We start from the raw sequence: 16,003 nt of genomic DNA, 5'->3' as shown, positions 1-16,003 counted from the left end.
CGAGAGCCCTATGCGGTCAATTCGCGTACGAACGGGATCAGCCCGGTCTGGCGCGTGCGGCGCATGCGCTCTGCATGCAGGATCTCGCGCACTTTGACGAAGCATTCATCGACATCGTCATTGATCACCACATAGTCATACTCGGCCCAGTGGCTGATTTCGCTGCGCGCCCGCTCCATCCGGCCATCAATGACTTGAGCACTGTCTTGCGCACGGCTTTCCAACCGGCGGCGCAATTCGGTTAGACTAGGCGGGAGGATAAATACGCTGACCACGTCCTGCTGGTCTTGCTGGTAGAGCTGCTGCGTACCCTGCCAATCGATGTCGAACAGAAAATCTTCGCCCTCTTTCAAGCCTTTGCGAATATAGGCTTTGGGCGTGCCATAGCGATAATCAAAGACATTGGCCCATTCGTAGAACTCGTCTTTCTCGACCATCCGGTCGAACTCGGCATCGCTCACGAAGTGGTAATCTATGCCGTCCACCTCACCCGGGCGCTTGGGGCGGGTGGTCGCTGAAACCGACAGCTTGATCTCTTCATCAGCCATCAGCAGCTTATGCGACATGGTCGTTTTGCCTGCCCCCGATGGCGAGGACAGGATGAACATCAACCCGCGGCGATGGAGTTTGTCGTTTTGTTGCTTTTCTGCGTCCATGTGCGCTGTTGGCGCAAGGCAGCCTTCAAAATCAAGAGTTGGTGGGGCGAAACCCGCCTATTTTTTGCGGCCGAAGTCCACGGTCACGACGTTCGAGCCATCATCAGGCGCGCCGTGTGCTTCGCTAGAGCCATCGCTTCCCGATCCATCATTCTGCGCACTCTCATGCTCTTCGGGCGGCATGTCGTCGCCAGTCGCCTGAAATTGCAGGCCAAAATCGACCGCTGGATCAACGAATGCGGTGATCGCGCTGAAGGGAATTTCCAGCTTCGCCGGAATTTGATTGAAGCTCAGGCCGACGGAAAAGCCATGATCAGTCACGTTCAGTTCCCAGAACTTGTTCTGCAGAACGATCGTCATCTCGTCCGGGAAGCGCTCGCACAGATGCTTTGGAATGGAAACGCCCGGCGCGCCGGTTTTGAAGGTAATGTAGAAATGATGCTCCCCGGGAAGTTCGCTACCGCCAGCCACAATCTCGCCGAGCACGCGGCCAACCACGGCGCGCAGCGCTTCTTGAACGATCTCGTCATACGGGATCAGGCTATCGGGCGTGTCATCACTCATTGCAGATAAATCGTGCCGCTGTGCGCGGCTGTGGTCAAGCCGCAATCGACATCAATCGCGCGGTTATACCGCGCCGCAGCAATACTTGTGCATTTGCGCCAAGCCCTTATAGCCGCCTGCACAGATCACAGGTTGAGTTATGCGCACCGGGCGAATTGAGCGAAAGACGGCTGAAACCGGCATTCTGATCGAGGTCAATCTCGATGGGACCGGTAGCTATGATGTGTCGACAGGAATCGGATTTCTCGACCACATGGTTGAGCAGTTCTCGAAGCATTCGCTGATCGATGTGACCATGAAGGTCGACGGCGATCTGCATGTCGATCAACACCACACTACCGAAGACAGCGCGATTGCATTGGGTCAGGCGATCTCGGCGGCGCTGGGCGACAAGGCTGGTATTGGCCGCTACGGCAGCGCCTATTCCCCGATGGATGAGACTTTGGCGCGCGTCGCGCTGGATATCTCGGGCCGCCCCTACTTTGTATGGAAGGCCGGTTTCACGCAGGAAAAGCTGGGTGAGTGGGATACCGAACTGATTGAGCACTGGTTCCATTCTGTGTCGCAGACGGCGGGCATCACGCTCCACATGGAACTGCTCTACGGCACCAATAACCACCATATTTGCGAGGCGCTGTACAAGGGTTTTGCCCGTGCGATGCGAATCGCGGTCGAGCAAGACCCGCGTAAAGGAGGGGCCATTCCTTCAACCAAGGGGCAGCTCGGTGGCTGAAGCGCTCGCGCTGATCGACTATGGCGCTGGCAATCTGCATTCGGTTCACAACGCGCTGAAGGCGGCAGGGGCGGAGCATATTGCGGTCACCGCCGACCCTGATTTGGTGCGTGGAGCGCGGCGGATTGTGCTGCCCGGTGTTGGCAGCTTCAAGGCCTGCGCAAAGGGGCTTCGTTCCATCCCCGGTATGGTCGAAGCGCTGGAAGAACGTGTGCTTGAAAAAGGCATGCCGTTCCTTGGCATTTGCGTGGGCATGCAATTGCTTGCGACACGTGGGCTGGAGCATGGCACAACGCGCGGTCTTGGTTGGATCGAAGGGGATGTGCGGCTGATCGAACCAACCGACCCGTCCATCAAAGTGCCACATATGGGCTGGAACGATGTAGCTTTGATGCCGCATGCGAAGAACCATCCTGTGCTGGAAGATGGCGAGGCCTATTTCCTTCATTCCTACCACTTTGCCGCAGCCAATGGATCGGATGTTGCCGCGATGACGGACCACGGCGAAGGTCTGGTCGCGGCGGTTGCGCGTGACAATATTCTGGGTGTGCAGTTTCACCCTGAAAAGAGCCAAGCATATGGGCTGGCGATGCTCGAGAGATTTTTGGAGTGGAGACCGTGATGTTCTCGCAACCCATGCCGTCCGCACCCTCCACCCTTCCGCCCGGAGCCTACCGGGATACCATCCGGGTGGAAGGGTGGAGGGCGCGGGTGGCCAGGCTATCGGAGACAACTCCATGATCGTATTTCCCGCCATCGATCTGAAGGCTGGCGAGGTCGTGAGGCTGGCCGAAGGCGATATGGATCGCGCAACCGTGTACGGAGATAATCCGGCGGCGCAGGCCATGATCTTTGCTGAAGCTGGCGCGCAGCACCTGCATGTGGTCGATCTTGACGGCAGCTTTGCGGGCGAGGGGCGCAATGTTGAAGCGGTTAAAGCCATCGTCGAGGCATTCCCCGGCTATGTGCAGCTGGGCGGCGGTATCCGCAGCCCCGAAGCGGTCGAAGCCTGGTTCTATCTTGGCGTTGCGCGCGTAGTTATGGGCTCAGCCGCGCTGAAAGATCCCGAATTCGTCAAGGAAATGGCGAAGGAATGGGAAGGCGGCATCGTTGTTGCGGTGGATGCCAAGGATGGTATGGTCGCAACCGAGGGCTGGGCCGAGGTTTCGGACGTGCCCGTTGTCGATCTCGCCCGCAGGTTTGAGGACGCAGGCGTTGCGAGTCTGTTGTTCACGGACATTGGCCGCGATGGAATGCTGAAAGGCTGCAATATCGACGCGACGCTCGATCTGGCGCGGCGCGTGGACATTCCCGTAATTGCGAGCGGCGGGGTAAAGGGGCTGGATGACATTCACGTGCTCTCGCTCAACGCGCATGAAGGGATCGAAGGCGTAATCACGGGCAGGGCATTGTATGAAGGCTGGCTTGATTTGGCTGCAGCGATTGCAATGGCGGGGCGTGAATGACCGTCCGTATCCGCGTCATCCCATGTTTGGACGTTGCCGATGGGCGCGTGGTCAAAGGCGTCAACTTTGTCGATCTGAAGGATGCTGGCGATCCGGTCGAGCAGGCCAAAGCCTATGACGAAGCGGGCGCAGACGAGCTATGTTTCCTGGATATTTCAGCCAGCCACGAAGGGCGCGGGACGCTGCTCGACATTGTCCGGCGCACAGCCGAAGTGTGCTTCATGCCGCTGACCGTGGGCGGCGGGGTGCGCACGGTTGAGGATGCGCGCGCGCTGCTGCTTGCGGGTGCAGACAAGGTGGCTGTGAATAGCGCGGCGGTTTCGCGGCCTGAACTGGTCGCCGATATTGCAGAGAAATTCGGCAGCCAGTGCATGGTCGCCAGCGTGGATGCACGGCGCACAGGTGCCGGATGGCAGATTTACACGCATGGTGGGCGCAAGCCGACCGGCATTGATGCGGTTGAGCATGCTCAGAAACTCGCCGAATTGGGCGCGGGAGAGCTGCTGGTAACATCGATGGATGGTGACGGCACTCAAGCGGGCTACGATCTGGCGCTGATCCGCGAGATTGCCGATTGCGTCAATGTTCCTGTGGTCGCCAGCGGCGGTGTGGGCACGCTGGATCACCTGGTTGAGGGTGTAACATTGGGGCACGCCAGCGCAGTGCTGGCCGCCAGCATTTTCCACTTCGGAACCTATTCGATATCAGAAGCACATGCTGCCTTACGCGCAGCAGGCTTGCCCGCGCGCGGCGTTTAAGCGAGAACAATGGCATGGAAACTTTGACACGTCTTGAGCAAGTGATTGCAGAGCGCAAAGCCGCTTCACCAGACGCCAGCTATGTCGCGAAACTCAACGCTGCCGGGATTGAGAAGATCGCGCAAAAGCTGGGTGAAGAAGCCGTTGAAACTGTGATCGCCGCCCTTTCGGGCAGTCGCGAAGAAGTGGTGGGAGAGGCAGCGGACCTGATCTTCCACTTGCTGGTGCTGTTGCAAGCCCGACGTATTACGCTGGGGGAAGTGATGGCCGAGCTTGACCGGCGCGAAGGCACCTCCGGAATCGAAGAGAAAGCGAGCAGGAGCGAGTAGCAATGCCCATCGATGCAACGCAGCCTTATGATGACACAAACATCTTCGCGAAGATCCTGCGCGGTGAGATTCCGTCCAAAAAAGTCTATGAAGACGAATGGGCCTATGCATTTGAAGACATCAACCCGCAGGCGGACATTCACACACTGGTCATTCCCAAGGGGCGGTATGTCAGTTGGGATGATTTCTCCGCCAATGCGCCTGCGGAAGAGATCGCAGGCTTCGTGCGTGCGGTGGGCGAAGTTGCCCGCGCAAAAGGGCTGGTGGAGCCGGGGTATCGCCTGCTCGCTAATATTGGCGGGCATGGCCATCAGGAAGTCCCGCATCTGCATGTTCACATCTTTGGTGGGCACCCGTTAGGGCCCATGCTGGCGCGCTGATCACTATTGATCGTATGTCAGACTCGGTTTGCCGTCGTTCAGGCGTGCAGAGCAAATGGGCACTTTGCAGTGAATCCCCTTTGCTTTAGGTGGCTTCCTTGATGGTTAAACCTGTTTTCCCTGGCGGCGTTTTTGACGGTGCGCAGCATCTTTATGCGGTGCGTGTCTATTACGAAGACACAGACCTGTCGGGGATCACCTATCACGCGAACTATTTGCGTTGGTTCGAACGTGCCCGCAGCGACCTTTTGCGCATGCTAAAGATTGATCAGCGCGAAGTAATCGAAGCAGGGGCAAGAGGGGAAGATGGCGGCGCTTATGCGGTCTCTGAAATCAACCTCAAATATCTGCGCCCGGCCAAACTTGGTGACGACGTGGTGATCGAAACGACGTGCACAGAATTGGGCGCAGCGAGTTGCCGCATGCATCAGCGCGCGATGCGCGGCGATGAATTGCTTTGCGAAGCCAGCTTGCGCGTTGGCTTCATCTCTCTTGACGGAAGGCCGCGCCGCCAACCGGCTGAATGGCGTACCGCCTTTGTCAATTTCATGGAAGATAATCTCGCATGACACTTTCGCTCAACCTGTTGGCTGCAGCGCCTGCCCGGCTCAACCCGCTCGAACTGTTCTTGCAAGCCGACATTGTGGTGCAAGCCGTGATGATTGGACTGATCTTGGCCAGCATCTGGGTTTGGACGATTATCGTTTCCTTCAGCCTGCGCATGGGTAAGCTGGAGCGTCGCAGCAGCGACTTCGAAGCCGATTTTTGGCAGGCCGAGGAATTCGACAGCCTGACTTCTGGCCGGGCGCGCAAGGATTTGCCGCCAGCGCGTGTCGCCGCTGCCGGGATCAATGAATGGAAGCGTTCGACACAACATCCGCCGGTGGACCGGGAAGGTACCCGCAGCAGGCTAGCCGGAATGATGGAAAGCCAGGTTGCGCAAGAGGCGGATGATCTCTCCACCCGCTTGGGTTTTCTGGCCACCACTGGTTCCGTTGCGCCCTTTGTCGGCTTGTTCGGTACCGTTTGGGGCATCATGAACAGCTTCTTCCAGATCGGCATGCAGGAAAGTTCTTCGTTGGCCGTGGTGGCGCCGGGCATTGCCGAGGCGCTGTTTGCGACCGCTATCGGCCTGTTCGCTGCGATCCCCGCTGTGATCGCATACAACCGCTTGAGCGACCGCGTGAACCGCTACGAGGCCAAGCTGCACCGCTTTGCTGACAAGTTCCATGCCAGCCTTAGTCACGAGCTGGACAAAGCATAGTGGGTATGTCGGTTTCCTCTTCCGGCAGGTCAGGGCGGCGTTCTCGCCGCGCGCTTATGGCAGAGATCAACGTCACACCTTTCGTGGATGTGATGCTGGTGTTGCTGATCATCTTTATGGTCACAGCGCCGCTACTTGCCTCGGGTGTTCCCGTGGATCTGCCCGATAGCCGGGCGAACCCGATCGACCAGCAACCCGATCAGGTGACGATCAGCATCGATCCGACGGGCACGATCTTTATCGGGAACGAGCGGGTGGAGACCGGCGGGTTGCCCGATGCGCTGGCAGCGATTGATCGCGGTCAGGCAGGGAATGAGCCAGTGATCGTGCTCCGCGGTGACAGGACATTGCAATACGCCCGGGTGATGGCGGTGATGGGTGAGTTGAACCGGGCCGGGTTCAACTCGATCTCGCTGGTCACTAACAGTTCACAATCAGCGCCATAGTTTACCCGATTGTCATGGAAACCAGAGCACTTCGACAAGACGAGAAATGGGGCCTTGGCGTCGCTGTCGGCTTGCACCTTGCGCTTGCTGCCGTGCTGTTGTTCCAGCCCGGCCCCAGCGATCCCTTCGAAATTCCGGAGCGGATGACTGTCAGTCTGGCCACCGATGTTTCCTTGAGCTCAACCGCACCAGAAATCGCGCCCGATAGCCGCGCCACGATGGCGCCGACTGTGTCAGATGAAGTGCAAGCGCCAGTTGAGCAATCGGATGGCGAGGCATCCACGAAGCCAACCCGTGAGCCGCCACCGACCAACAATTCACGAGCAGCCGTCACACAGCAACCGAGGCAAGCCGCAGAAACACCCCCGCGCCAGGCAACCGGCACCCAAGTTGGCGAGAATTTTCTTGAAGGTGCAGGCTCTGACAGCTCGTCGGATGATAATCGCATTCCTGCTGACCAAATCGGCCGAATCGCGCAAGCGAGCCTGATTCAGGCATTGTCACGCCAGATCAAGCCGCATTGGAATGCGCCGTCCGGCGTCGATACAGAGCTGCTGGTGACGGAATTGGCTTTCAACCTCAATGAAGACGGCACTTTGGCGGGGCGTCCGCGTGTACTGCGCCAGTCCGGCATCAATGCCTCCAATCGCCCGCAAGCCGGACTACATGCAGAACGGGCAATCCGCGCGGTGCAGCTCGCCGCGCCGTTTGACCTGCCCGCCGAGTATTACAACGCCTGGAAGTCGATCCGGGGCGCGCGTTTCGATAGGAACCTATCCCGATGAAGAAATGGATTTTCGTTCTCGCATTCCTGGCAGCGCCGCTGGCGGCGCAGGATCAGGACCTTGGCCAACCAGCGCCAGAGGGTGGTCAGGTGGAAACCACCGGTACAGAAGCCTCGGGCGAGGATGCCGAGGGCGGCCTGGTCTTTACTGTCACCGACGAAAGCGATTGGGCGGATCTGTCGATTGCCATCCCGGGGTTTGCGGCAGATCGCGATGTGGCGACGCCTGCCAATTCGCGCGGCACCGCTGCACTTGGCGTAGAGATCGCAAATGTGATCACTGCGAACCTGCAGAACAACGGCCTGTTCCAACCCATCGGCCCGGCGCGCTTGCCTCAGCCCGCCTTCGCGCAGATCACAGACCCCGCGTGGGGCAATTGGCGCGGGCGCGGCGCGGAAATGCTGGTACATGGCTATGTCCGCGCCCGTGCTGACGGGCGATTGGTGGTCGGGTGCTACCTCTATGATGTTGCTCTGCAGGATGAACTGGTTCGCGAAGGTTGGGTTGTCCCACCCTCCGACTGGCGGCGTGCCGCACACAAATGCTCCGACATTATCTATGCGCGCCTGACAGGAGAGAGCCCCTTCTTCGACAGCCGTATTGCATATATCGCCGAAACCGGACCAAAGGATCGCCGCGTCAAACGTCTTGCAATCATGGACAGCGACGGAGCGAACCATCGCTTTCTGACATTGGGCAGCGCGACCGCGCTCACACCTCGTTATTCGCCCGACTACTCGCAGCTGCTCTATCTGTCCTATGTCGACGGCAATCCGCGGCTTTATGTCTATGACATCGGCACAGGGCGGCAGACGCTGGTCACGCAAAGCAGCAACCCGACCTTCGCGCCGCGCTGGAGCCCGGACGGGCGCACTATCCTTTATTCGATGGCGGTTGCTGGCAATACCGACATTTACAGCGTGCCGGCCAGCGGTGGCCGCAGTACGCGGCTGACCGATACGCCGGGGATTGATATTGGCGGTTCCTATTCGCCCGATGGCCGCCAGATCGTGTTCGAGAGCGATCGATCGGGCAGCCAGCAATGCTATGTGATGAATGCGGATGGCACCAACCAGCGCCGCATCACATTCTCTGGCGGACGTTGCGCTAACCCCGAATGGAGCCCGCGCGGTGACCAGATCGCGTTTACGCGGATCGCGGGCGACTTCAATATCGCGATCATGAGCCCAAATGGCCGCAATCTGCGCGTTTTGACCAGTGGTTGGCAGGACGAAGGGCCGACCTGGGCACCCAATGGTCGCATCATTCAGTTCTTCAGAACGGAGCGGAATTCTGGCCGGTCAGGCCTGTGGCAAGTCGACCTGACAGGTCGCAATGAAAGGAGGCTTCCGACACCGGTGGATGCGTCAGATCCAGCCTGGGGACCAATTCTCCCCTGATACTCTTCTTTTGTGTTATTATAGGTAGGCAAGACTCCCCAATTTCCTGAGAGGAAACAACAATGAACAAACGTTTTGCAACTGTGATTCTGCTGGCATCAGCTACCACTTTGGCTGCTTGCGCGAAAAAGGCGCCGGAGGAGCTTCCGCCGCCGCCGCTAAGCACAACTGCGCCGGCAACAGGTCCGGCTACGGCACCAGCTCCAACCGGGCCTACGGTGGGCAGCCAAGCGCATTTCGAAGACGCGGTGAACGGCCAGAATGTCATTTTCTTCGATACTGATCGCTTCAATATTGACAGCGTGGATGCTGCAGCTTTGCAAGCACAAGCTCAGTATCTTAGCCGCTATCCCCAGATCCGCATCACCGTAGAAGGTCATGCTGACGAGCGCGGCACGCGCGAATATAACCTGGCTTTGGGTGAACGCCGCGCCAATTCAGCGAAGAATTACCTCGTTAGCATTGGTGTAAACGCAGACCGTATCTCAACGGTCAGCTACGGCAAGGAACGCCCCGTTGCCCTGGCTTCAACGCCAGAAGCATGGGCGCAAAACCGCCGCGCGGTCAGCGTAGTGATCAATTAGATTAGTCGCGGAATAGCGACGGCACCGGCAGGTCGAGCGTTAACGTCTCGGCCTGCACGGGCACTTGCGTTTCAGCCCAATGGGGCCCAACCTGGTCCGGTGACCAAAGCAAAGCCATCGCGGCAAGCGCGAACGTTGAAAACGTGCTGGAAATGGCGAGTTGTTTGCTCATGGTTCTCATATCTTCGCGCAGCCGGATAGCTGCAAATTGTGAACGATCTATTGCAATGCAACATTTCAATTTGAAATTGGTTCCCACACCTTTCCATTGGCAGCAACCATCCCTAGACTAGAGTCCATGCCAGCCCGACAAACTGCAAACTGCGCGTACGCGGATGCCTAAGCCGCGCCGATCCAACGACTGGGGTTTTCCGCGCTGGCGCGGATATAATGACTCGCGCGAGGCGACAACGGTACGCCTGTGCGATCGCCATGGGTGTGAGGAGCGTGGCGATTGCCCGGCGCCGAAGTCTCCGAATAGCCCCGACCGGTGGTATTTCTGTCAGGCGCATGCTGCGGAATACAACAAGGGCTGGGATTATTTCGAAGGCCTCGACAAAGAGCAGAAGGCCGAACGTGCCAAGGCCGAGCGGCAGCAGAGCGAAGGCTATGCCGAAGCCTCCCACTATGGCTGGGGCGGGGCTGGCGATGGCTCGCGCAGCGCGGATGAAATGCGCGCATTGGAACTGCTGGAACTGGAAGCGGATGCCGATTTCGCCGCGATCAAGAAGGCTTACCGCGAGAAGGCGAAACTCGTGCATCCCGATGTGAAGCCGGGTGACAAGGAGGCTGCCACCGAGTTCCAGAAACTTCAGATCGCGTACGAAGTTCTGAAAGTCGGCGAAGAACGGCGCGAATGGCGGGGCTGAATGTTCAAATGTCCGCTAACGACCCAAAGGTCGCCATTCCGGCGAAGGCCGGAAGCCAGTCGATTTCGGGGTATTTCTTCGACCATAGCTGGACCCCGGCCTTCGCCGGGGTGACGACTTAATCCAAGGTCCACTTCCCACCCCAAAACCAGACATTAGCTAAGTCTACTCCCCCGGCCCAGCAAATCCCGGCTTTCCGGCCCGCGAATTGATCGTCGGATCGGGATTGTCATTCCACCACGGCACATCGTTGAACGGTCGCACATCCAGCTCATGCGACCAGCAATTGCGTGGTTGCTGCGCCAGGTGCCAGTACGTTTCCGCCAGTACGGCGGGGTCGATGATCCCTTCTTCGCCTTTGGCCGCTTCGAATGCATCCCATTTGTCGCCGAGCAGTTTGACCAGCGTGTCAGGCGAACGAACCGGGCCATCGACCACGACATGCGCAACGTGGACGCCTTGCGGGCCGAATTCGGCGTTCAGCGTCTGGCACAGCATGCGCCGCCCGCCCATTGCTGCCGCATGGCTGTGTTGCCCGGCGTTACCGCGAACCGCTGCGGTGGCTGATGTGACAAGCAAGGAGCCTTTCCCCCGCTCGACCATGGCCGGAAACATTGCGTGCGCAAGCCGGAACACACCATAGCAGCCGAGCCGCCATCCCAGTTCAAAAGTCTTGTGCGGCGTATCATGCAGCGTGCGGTTCCCGATTTGCGCGCCTAGATTATAGAGCGCGCTGTCAATCGGGCCAATATCGCTTTCGATCCGCGCGACCAGGTCCTCTATCGCACCATCCTCCGATGCGTTGAGCAACACACCTGACGCGCTGCCGCCAGCGTTCTCTATTTCGCCGACGAGCCGCGCAAGCCCATCTTCATCGCTGCGCCGCGCGAGGACCGCGTGATAGCCGCCCGCCGCAAAGCGCTTAGCAGCGTGTCCGCCGATACCGGCGCCCGCGCCGATGACAAGGAATACCGGTTTCGTTTCAGCCATAGCTCTCTCCCTAATGCCTGGGGAGAGAGTAGGACAGCAATCAGACCTTCGCCAGTGCTTGTTCGAAGTCAGCGATCAGATCATCCGGGTCTTCGATCCCGATACTGATGCGAACAAGGTTCTCTGTGATGCCAAGCGCGGCCTTGCGTTCGTCCGGCACGGATAGGTGCGTCATTGATGCAGGGTGGCTGGCGAGCGTCTCCGTGCCACCAAGGCTAACCGCAAGCTTGGCCACTTTCAGTGCGTCAAGGAAGCGGAAGCATTCCGCTTCGCCTCCTTTGATGAAGACGCTGAAAGTGGAACCCGCGCCGAGGCAATGGCGATCGTAAATGTCCTGTTGGCGCGCGTCTTCGATCATGCCGAGATAGCCCAACCCTTCCACCTTGGGATGGCTTTTCAGGAATTCGCACACCTTCTCGGCGTTCTTGCCGGCGCGTTCCATGCGCAGTTCGACCGTTTCGAGCGAGCGGAGCAGCATCCATGCAGTGTTCGGATCCGCGATACCGCCCATGGTGTTGCGCAGCGCACGGATCGCATCGATGAAGTGCTTCTTGCCGGAAACGCTGCCTGCGACGAGGTCTGAATGGCCGCCGACATATTTGGTCAGAGAGTACACCACCAGATCCGCACCATGCTCCAGCGGACGCGACCAAAGGGGGCCAAGGAATGTGTTGTCGATGGCAATCGGGCAGCGGTCAGCATCGAAGTGCATGTCGCGCGCGGCTTTGACTGCTTCGACATCGACCAGAGCGTTGGTGGGGTTGGCCGGGCTTTCGAGATAGATCAGCGGCACTTCGCCGCCTTGCGCTTCGGCCTGAGCCTTTGCTTTGGCCATCACAGCGTCCAGCTCTTCAGCGGTCGCGCCAGCCGGGAAGTCGACATAGGTCACGCCGTACTTGGCCATGATTTTGGCGACAAAGCCCTCGCTTGCTGCATAGAGCGGGCCGGAATGCACGATCACATCGCCGGCCTTGCACGCGGCCAGCATCAGGATCGCGATGGCGGTCATTCCGCTGGAGAAGCTCAGCGCATCTTCTGCGCCGTCGCAGATCGCCAGACGATCCTCGAGGATTTCCTGATTGGGTGCGTTGAAGCGTGAATAGACCAGACCTTCTGCGCCGCCTTCACGCTTTCCAGTGATGCCTTCAAAATGCCGCTTACCCGCGGCTGCGTTCTCAAACGCGAATGTGCTGGTGAGGAAGATCGGTGCTTTCAGCGAACCTTCGGACAGCACCGGGTCATAGCCATAGCCCATCATCAGCGTAGATGGTTTCATCGGACGACCGTTAATTGTGGTCACAGGGTCTCTGGGCTTGCGGCGCGGGGTGGGTTGGTCAACCGGATCAATCGCGTCAGACATATGCGGGTTCCTCCCTAAACAACGCTCCCAGGAAGGCAGGAGCCAATTGTTCGCCGCGCGTGGCCCCCGCTCCTAACCTCCGCAGGAACGCTTCACCGCCGCCAGCCTCTATGCAGTGTCAACTATCGCGAGATGGTATCACTTGCAACCATTTGAGGCGCGATTTCAACCGTGCAATTCCTACAGCATGGAACACTTGGAACACTGTCCAGAGGCAAGAAAACCGATGGACTAAACGCGCACAGACTACCGCGTGAATCGATCCTGTGCATCGAACGAACATGCAGCGATTCTAAAAGTTCGCACAGCCTGTAGGACAGCCAGTTCACGGCTGGAGACTAGATCAGCGCGGCAACACCCCACACCACTCCGACAATCAGGAATACGCCGAGGACATCCAGAACCAGGCCTGCGCCGACCATCCGTTCAATCTTGATCCGCCCGGTCGACCAGGCAATTGCGTTCGGCCCGGTCCCGGCTGGCAGCATAAAGCCCCAGCTGGCGGCGAGCGCGGCTGGCATGGCGAGCAGCAACGGGTCTGCTCCCAAGGCGACAACAAGAGAAGCTACAACCGGGATGATCCCGGTTGCGGTCGCAACATTGCTCGCGAACTCGGTGATCACCACGATCATGGCGACCACTGCGAGTGCGACGACAATTAGCGACAAGGTTTCGAGGGGCAACAAGGCTTCAGCGAGCCAGGTAGCGAGGCCGGATACCTGCATGCCCGCAGCAAGCGCTAATCCACCACCAAACATCATGATGACCGCCCAGGGCGCGCGGTCGGCTTCTTTCCAGATCAACAGCGGCCGCCCTGTCCCATCGGGCACCAGGAAGAGCGCAAAACTGGCGATGATCGCAATGGTGCCGTTGGTCCAAGAGCCATCTGGCAACAGCGGTCCAACCCAGGGAACCGTCATCCACGCCAAGAAGGCAAGCGCTACGATAGGGATCAGGCGTTTTTCCGCGCTGGTCCAGGCTGCATGTGTGTCTATCGCTTGGCTCGCTGCCGCCACGTCGAAAGGGTGCTCGGCCACGCGCTGAAATCTGGCGATGATAAAAGTGGCCAGCGGCACGCCTACTAGTACGATTGGCAGGCCGAACAGCGTCCATTCGATAAAGGTGATCTGGACCCCGATCATGCTGTCCAGCAGGCCGACGGCGATAGCGTTGGTGGGGGAGCCGACCAATGTACCAAGCCCGCCAATGCTGGCAGCAAAGGCAATGCCCATCGGCAGCGCTCCGGATAGACCCTCTTTGTCGACCACTGCCGCGGCATCTCGTGAGGTGGGCTGCGTGGGCGCGCGGGCGACCATGCCTCCTGACAAAACCGCCAGCGCCATCGGCATCATGATCAGCGTGGTGGACGTGTTCGATATCAGCATGGACAATAGCGCCGCGGAAATCATGAAAGCGAGCAGCAATTGGGTTTGCCCGCCGCCACTGCCGACTGCGCGCAGGATTGCGAGGCTGAGACGTTTGTGAAGGCCGGTGCGTTCAATCGCGAGTGCAAGAAAGGCACCGCCCAGCAGCAGAAATAGGATCGGCGAATAGTATGTGCTGGCGACATCGCGCGCGCTCGAAACAGAGCCGAAGGGCAAGATGACAAATGGCAGCAGGGCCGTGACTGTAAGCGGTACAGCTTCGGTCATCCACCAGGCGGCCATCCAGACAACCAGCCCGGCCACGAGCCACGCCTCTGCAGGCATGCCTGCAGGCGGTGTAATGAAAACAGTGATTGCAAAGGCAAACGGACCCAAAATCCGGCCAATCGCTGATGCTGTCATGCGGCGCAGCCTCCCCTTGCGCCTGCTCTAGCGAATTGGGCCTGCCAATGCGAGTGCACTGACAGGCCCTGCGTCAAGAAACGTGAGCAAGAAGAAAACTGCCTACGCCCACCAATGTCTAGTGAGGCAGCATTGCCATGTCCTGTATTGCAGCGACATGTTTGAGCTTTGCCCACAAATGAAATGGGCGCGGCCATCGCTGACCACGCCCAATGAAAGCCTATTTCGGTTCAGGCGGGGGTCTTAGTCGACCTCGCCATTGTTTTCTTGCCCGGGAAGGCTGATCGGATTGAAGATCACAGTACCCGTACGCGGGCCTCTCTGCTCGCGGGCATTTTCCGCGCGTTGCGCCTGTTCGCGCAACAAGCGTGCTGTGCCACGGGGAATGCGAAAGCTGTTTGCGACGCCGTCAGAGCTTACTTCAACATAGGAAGGCTCGCGAACGCCGCCGGCCAGATCGGCGATATCAGCTTCATAGACGACAGCTTCTGTTTCAGTAGTCTTGGCAATGAGCGCACTGACCTCTTCATTGGCGTAACCAATGAGATGCGATCGGATGTCGTTGGGCCAATTGACGAAGAAGTAAGGTCGCGCTTCGTCATAGATCGTGCTGATCTGCAGTCGCTCGCCGCGGTTCTGCGTTCCGCGCAAAGAGTTCACAAATTCGCGGGCGTTGCGTTCGAGCACTTGCGAGACGTTTAGCCCCGTGAAGGCATCACTGGGGAGCGAAGGTCCACCTATCTCACCGCGCCAGAAACCATAGATTACCTTGGGATTTTCCCAATTGCGAAAAACAATCTGGTGGCGAATGTCGTGCGGGCTCATTGTCACACCGCGCACGGTGATGAATTTGGCCTGGTCGAACGGAATACCATCGATTTCGATTTCGCGCGGCTGGCGGATGGGCCATTCTTGCGCGATTTTTTCCATTACCGCTACATTGTGCAGGTTCAGCCAGTAGGCCAGCTGCTCGTTACGCGGTAGAGTTGTGATGTCGATCTGGTTGCCTAGCTGCTCCAACTCCAGGCGGTAGTCTGCCACCATATTGCGTAGTTCATCGTTGAAGAATGAGAACATGACACGGTTGCCTTCCAGTCGGTAGCGGGACTGATGGCCATAGATTCGTCTCGAACCCAGGGTTGCCTCTGCGCGTGAAGGTGCTTCGCGGATCGAAGGGCCCATCGTATAGACGAGATAATTCATCGCCTCGCTCCAGGCGGTGTAGTCGATCCGGTCAGCGCTTTGGCGTTCTTGCGGAGCGAAAATGTCAAACTGGGGGTTCACCGGAGCAACCGAAACCGATGTCGAAACGGCTGAGAATTCTGTCGAATCTGCTAGCGCTGAGGCGGCCGAAAACCCAAGTGCTACCACACTCGCGCTGGTAATCAGGGATTTGAACATCAGGGGCTCCGATCGAATATTTCTTGGCATGCAACGCACGAAGTGACCCATGGTGCCCGCCGGGGGATAAGAAATCTGCTGTTTAGACAATATCCTAACTGTCTGAACGATCAATGACGCTCGTCGAGAAGGACACGTGCTTTGTCGAAGTAATACAGCGGGGGCAAAAGTAGGTCTCGGCAAATGAAAAGGGCGCACTGGATCAGCACGCCCTTCGCAATCATGTGTACG

The 16,003-nt window shown here is 58.6% G+C and carries 20 protein-coding genes; 13 read left to right on the top strand and 7 right to left on the bottom strand.

Going from position 1 to position 16,003, the window contains the following annotated elements; all coding sequences use genetic code 11:
- Window positions 1-8: 8 nt before the first annotated feature.
- Window positions 9-656, bottom strand: a complete 648-nt coding sequence (gene gmk, locus QZ487_RS00675; protein ID WP_285975884.1) for a guanylate kinase — start codon at window positions 654-656, stop codon at window positions 9-11.
- Window positions 657-713: 57 nt separating this feature from the next.
- Window positions 714-1,220 carry an SspB family protein gene (locus QZ487_RS00670; protein ID WP_296022890.1) on the bottom strand — a complete coding sequence of 169 codons (507 nt, stop codon included), beginning with the start codon at window positions 1,218-1,220 and terminating at the stop codon, window positions 714-716.
- Between the two features lie 139 nt (window positions 1,221-1,359).
- Here QZ487_RS00670 and hisB point away from each other — a divergent pair, with 139 nt between their 5' ends.
- The 12 genes from hisB to pal all read left to right on the top strand — a co-directional run bounded on the left by hisB (window position 1,360) and on the right by pal (window position 9,365).
- Window positions 1,360-1,953 carry an imidazoleglycerol-phosphate dehydratase HisB gene (hisB, locus tag QZ487_RS00665; RefSeq protein WP_285975882.1) on the top strand — a complete coding sequence of 198 codons (594 nt, stop codon included), beginning with the start codon at window positions 1,360-1,362 and terminating at the stop codon, window positions 1,951-1,953.
- Window positions 1,946-2,575: an imidazole glycerol phosphate synthase subunit HisH gene (gene hisH / locus QZ487_RS00660; RefSeq protein WP_296022889.1), complete on the top strand. Its 630-nt coding sequence runs from the start codon at window positions 1,946-1,948 to the stop codon at window positions 2,573-2,575. Before hisB ends, hisH begins: the two co-directional genes overlap by 8 nt.
- Before the next feature lie 115 nt (window positions 2,576-2,690).
- Window positions 2,691-3,419, top strand: coding sequence for a 1-(5-phosphoribosyl)-5-[(5-phosphoribosylamino)methylideneamino]imidazole-4-carboxamide isomerase (gene hisA / locus QZ487_RS00655; RefSeq protein WP_296022888.1), 729 nt, complete (start codon window positions 2,691-2,693; stop codon window positions 3,417-3,419).
- Complete coding sequence (gene hisF, locus QZ487_RS00650; RefSeq protein WP_285975879.1) at window positions 3,416-4,177, top strand: imidazole glycerol phosphate synthase subunit HisF; 762 nt, start codon at window positions 3,416-3,418, stop codon at window positions 4,175-4,177. The genes hisA and hisF overlap by 4 nt, the downstream gene beginning before the upstream one ends.
- 14 nt (window positions 4,178-4,191) lie before the next feature.
- The gene (locus tag QZ487_RS00645) at window positions 4,192-4,506 is read left to right on the top strand and encodes a phosphoribosyl-ATP diphosphatase (protein WP_285975878.1); all 315 of its coding nucleotides are present in this window, start codon (window positions 4,192-4,194) and stop codon (window positions 4,504-4,506) included.
- 2 nt (window positions 4,507-4,508) lie between these two features.
- Window positions 4,509-4,886, top strand: a complete 378-nt coding sequence (locus QZ487_RS00640) for a histidine triad nucleotide-binding protein (RefSeq protein ID WP_285975877.1) — start codon at window positions 4,509-4,511, stop codon at window positions 4,884-4,886.
- Between the two features lie 101 nt (window positions 4,887-4,987).
- Window positions 4,988-5,455 (top strand): YbgC/FadM family acyl-CoA thioesterase, encoded by a 468-nt coding sequence (locus QZ487_RS00635; protein WP_285975876.1) that lies wholly within the window; start codon window positions 4,988-4,990, stop codon window positions 5,453-5,455.
- On the top strand, window positions 5,452-6,150 hold the full coding sequence (tolQ, locus tag QZ487_RS00630; protein ID WP_285975875.1) for a protein TolQ: 699 nt from the start codon (window positions 5,452-5,454) through the stop codon (window positions 6,148-6,150). The genes QZ487_RS00635 and tolQ overlap by 4 nt, the downstream gene beginning before the upstream one ends.
- A 56-nt stretch (window positions 6,151-6,206) precedes the next feature.
- The gene (locus tag QZ487_RS00625) at window positions 6,207-6,596 is read left to right on the top strand and encodes an ExbD/TolR family protein (RefSeq protein WP_296022885.1); all 390 of its coding nucleotides are present in this window, start codon (window positions 6,207-6,209) and stop codon (window positions 6,594-6,596) included.
- A gap of 14 nt (window positions 6,597-6,610) precedes the next feature.
- Entirely contained in the window at window positions 6,611-7,381 is a 771-nt protein-coding gene (locus QZ487_RS00620; protein WP_296022884.1) for an energy transducer TonB, read from the top strand.
- Window positions 7,378-8,781 (top strand): Tol-Pal system beta propeller repeat protein TolB, encoded by a 1,404-nt coding sequence (gene tolB / locus QZ487_RS00615; protein WP_285975872.1) that lies wholly within the window; start codon window positions 7,378-7,380, stop codon window positions 8,779-8,781. Before QZ487_RS00620 ends, tolB begins: the two co-directional genes overlap by 4 nt.
- Window positions 8,782-8,843: 62 nt before the next feature.
- Entirely contained in the window at window positions 8,844-9,365 is a 522-nt protein-coding gene (gene pal, locus QZ487_RS00610) for a peptidoglycan-associated lipoprotein Pal (RefSeq protein ID WP_285975871.1), read from the top strand.
- A gap of 1 nt (window position 9,366) precedes the next feature.
- Here the strand turns inward: pal and QZ487_RS00605 are convergent, their stop codons facing one another.
- A complete protein-coding gene (locus QZ487_RS00605; protein WP_285975870.1) occupies window positions 9,367-9,537 on the bottom strand; it encodes a hypothetical protein in 171 nt (56 codons plus the stop codon).
- Between the two features lie 163 nt (window positions 9,538-9,700).
- Between QZ487_RS00605 and QZ487_RS00600 the strand changes: the two genes are divergently transcribed.
- Window positions 9,701-10,234, top strand: coding sequence for a J domain-containing protein (locus QZ487_RS00600; RefSeq protein WP_285975869.1), 534 nt, complete (start codon window positions 9,701-9,703; stop codon window positions 10,232-10,234).
- 165 nt (window positions 10,235-10,399) lie between these two features.
- Here the strand turns inward: QZ487_RS00600 and QZ487_RS00595 are convergent, their stop codons facing one another.
- The 4 genes from QZ487_RS00595 to QZ487_RS00580 form a co-directional block, all read right to left on the bottom strand.
- Window positions 10,400-11,224: an SDR family NAD(P)-dependent oxidoreductase gene (locus tag QZ487_RS00595; protein WP_285975868.1), complete on the bottom strand. Its 825-nt coding sequence runs from the start codon at window positions 11,222-11,224 to the stop codon at window positions 10,400-10,402.
- Window positions 11,225-11,264: 40 nt separating this feature from the next.
- Window positions 11,265-12,584 carry a cystathionine gamma-synthase family protein gene (locus tag QZ487_RS00590; RefSeq protein WP_296022882.1) on the bottom strand — a complete coding sequence of 440 codons (1,320 nt, stop codon included), beginning with the start codon at window positions 12,582-12,584 and terminating at the stop codon, window positions 11,265-11,267.
- Window positions 12,585-12,922: 338 nt separating this feature from the next.
- Window positions 12,923-14,371, bottom strand: a complete 1,449-nt coding sequence (locus tag QZ487_RS00585) for a DASS family sodium-coupled anion symporter (RefSeq protein ID WP_296022881.1) — start codon at window positions 14,369-14,371, stop codon at window positions 12,923-12,925.
- A 243-nt stretch (window positions 14,372-14,614) separates the two neighbouring features.
- Window positions 14,615-15,772 carry a DUF547 domain-containing protein gene (locus QZ487_RS00580; RefSeq protein ID WP_296022880.1) on the bottom strand — a complete coding sequence of 386 codons (1,158 nt, stop codon included), beginning with the start codon at window positions 15,770-15,772 and terminating at the stop codon, window positions 14,615-14,617.
- Window positions 15,773-16,003 lie beyond the last annotated feature (231 nt).

Source organism: uncultured Altererythrobacter sp. (genome assembly GCF_913057185.1).
Classification (GTDB): Bacteria; Pseudomonadota; Alphaproteobacteria; order Sphingomonadales; family Sphingomonadaceae; genus Erythrobacter; species Erythrobacter rubellus.
This window is presented reverse-complemented; position numbering and strand designations above follow the sequence as displayed.

Bases quoted from the DNA above. Each gene is read 5' to 3' on its own strand.
- hisA (WP_296022888.1), top strand. From the start codon at position 2,691: ATGATCGTATTTCCCGCCATCGATCTGAAGGCTGGCGAGGTCGTGAGG.
- QZ487_RS00595 (WP_285975868.1), bottom strand. From the start codon at position 11,224: ATGGCTGAAACGAAACCGGTATTCCTTGTCATCGGCGCGGGCGCCGGT.
- QZ487_RS00645 (WP_285975878.1), top strand. From the start codon at position 4,192: ATGGAAACTTTGACACGTCTTGAGCAAGTGATTGCAGAGCGCAAAGCC.
- tolB (WP_285975872.1), top strand. From the start codon at position 7,378: ATGAAGAAATGGATTTTCGTTCTCGCATTCCTGGCAGCGCCGCTGGCG.
- QZ487_RS00670 (WP_296022890.1), bottom strand. From the start codon at position 1,220: ATGAGTGATGACACGCCCGATAGCCTGATCCCGTATGACGAGATCGTT.
- QZ487_RS00620 (WP_296022884.1), top strand. From the start codon at position 6,611: ATGGAAACCAGAGCACTTCGACAAGACGAGAAATGGGGCCTTGGCGTC.
- QZ487_RS00600 (WP_285975869.1), top strand. From the start codon at position 9,701: ATGCCTAAGCCGCGCCGATCCAACGACTGGGGTTTTCCGCGCTGGCGC.
- tolQ (WP_285975875.1), top strand. From the start codon at position 5,452: ATGACACTTTCGCTCAACCTGTTGGCTGCAGCGCCTGCCCGGCTCAAC.
- QZ487_RS00585 (WP_296022881.1), bottom strand. From the start codon at position 14,371: ATGACAGCATCAGCGATTGGCCGGATTTTGGGTCCGTTTGCCTTTGCA.
- gmk (WP_285975884.1), bottom strand. From the start codon at position 656: ATGGACGCAGAAAAGCAACAAAACGACAAACTCCATCGCCGCGGGTTG.
- pal (WP_285975871.1), top strand. From the start codon at position 8,844: ATGAACAAACGTTTTGCAACTGTGATTCTGCTGGCATCAGCTACCACT.
- QZ487_RS00635 (WP_285975876.1), top strand. From the start codon at position 4,988: ATGGTTAAACCTGTTTTCCCTGGCGGCGTTTTTGACGGTGCGCAGCAT.
- QZ487_RS00605 (WP_285975870.1), bottom strand. From the start codon at position 9,537: ATGAGCAAACAACTCGCCATTTCCAGCACGTTTTCAACGTTCGCGCTT.
- QZ487_RS00580 (WP_296022880.1), bottom strand. From the start codon at position 15,772: ATGTTCAAATCCCTGATTACCAGCGCGAGTGTGGTAGCACTTGGGTTT.
- hisB (WP_285975882.1), top strand. From the start codon at position 1,360: ATGCGCACCGGGCGAATTGAGCGAAAGACGGCTGAAACCGGCATTCTG.
- QZ487_RS00625 (WP_296022885.1), top strand. From the start codon at position 6,207: ATGGCAGAGATCAACGTCACACCTTTCGTGGATGTGATGCTGGTGTTG.
- hisF (WP_285975879.1), top strand. From the start codon at position 3,416: ATGACCGTCCGTATCCGCGTCATCCCATGTTTGGACGTTGCCGATGGG.
- QZ487_RS00590 (WP_296022882.1), bottom strand. From the start codon at position 12,584: ATGTCTGACGCGATTGATCCGGTTGACCAACCCACCCCGCGCCGCAAG.
- QZ487_RS00640 (WP_285975877.1), top strand. From the start codon at position 4,509: ATGCCCATCGATGCAACGCAGCCTTATGATGACACAAACATCTTCGCG.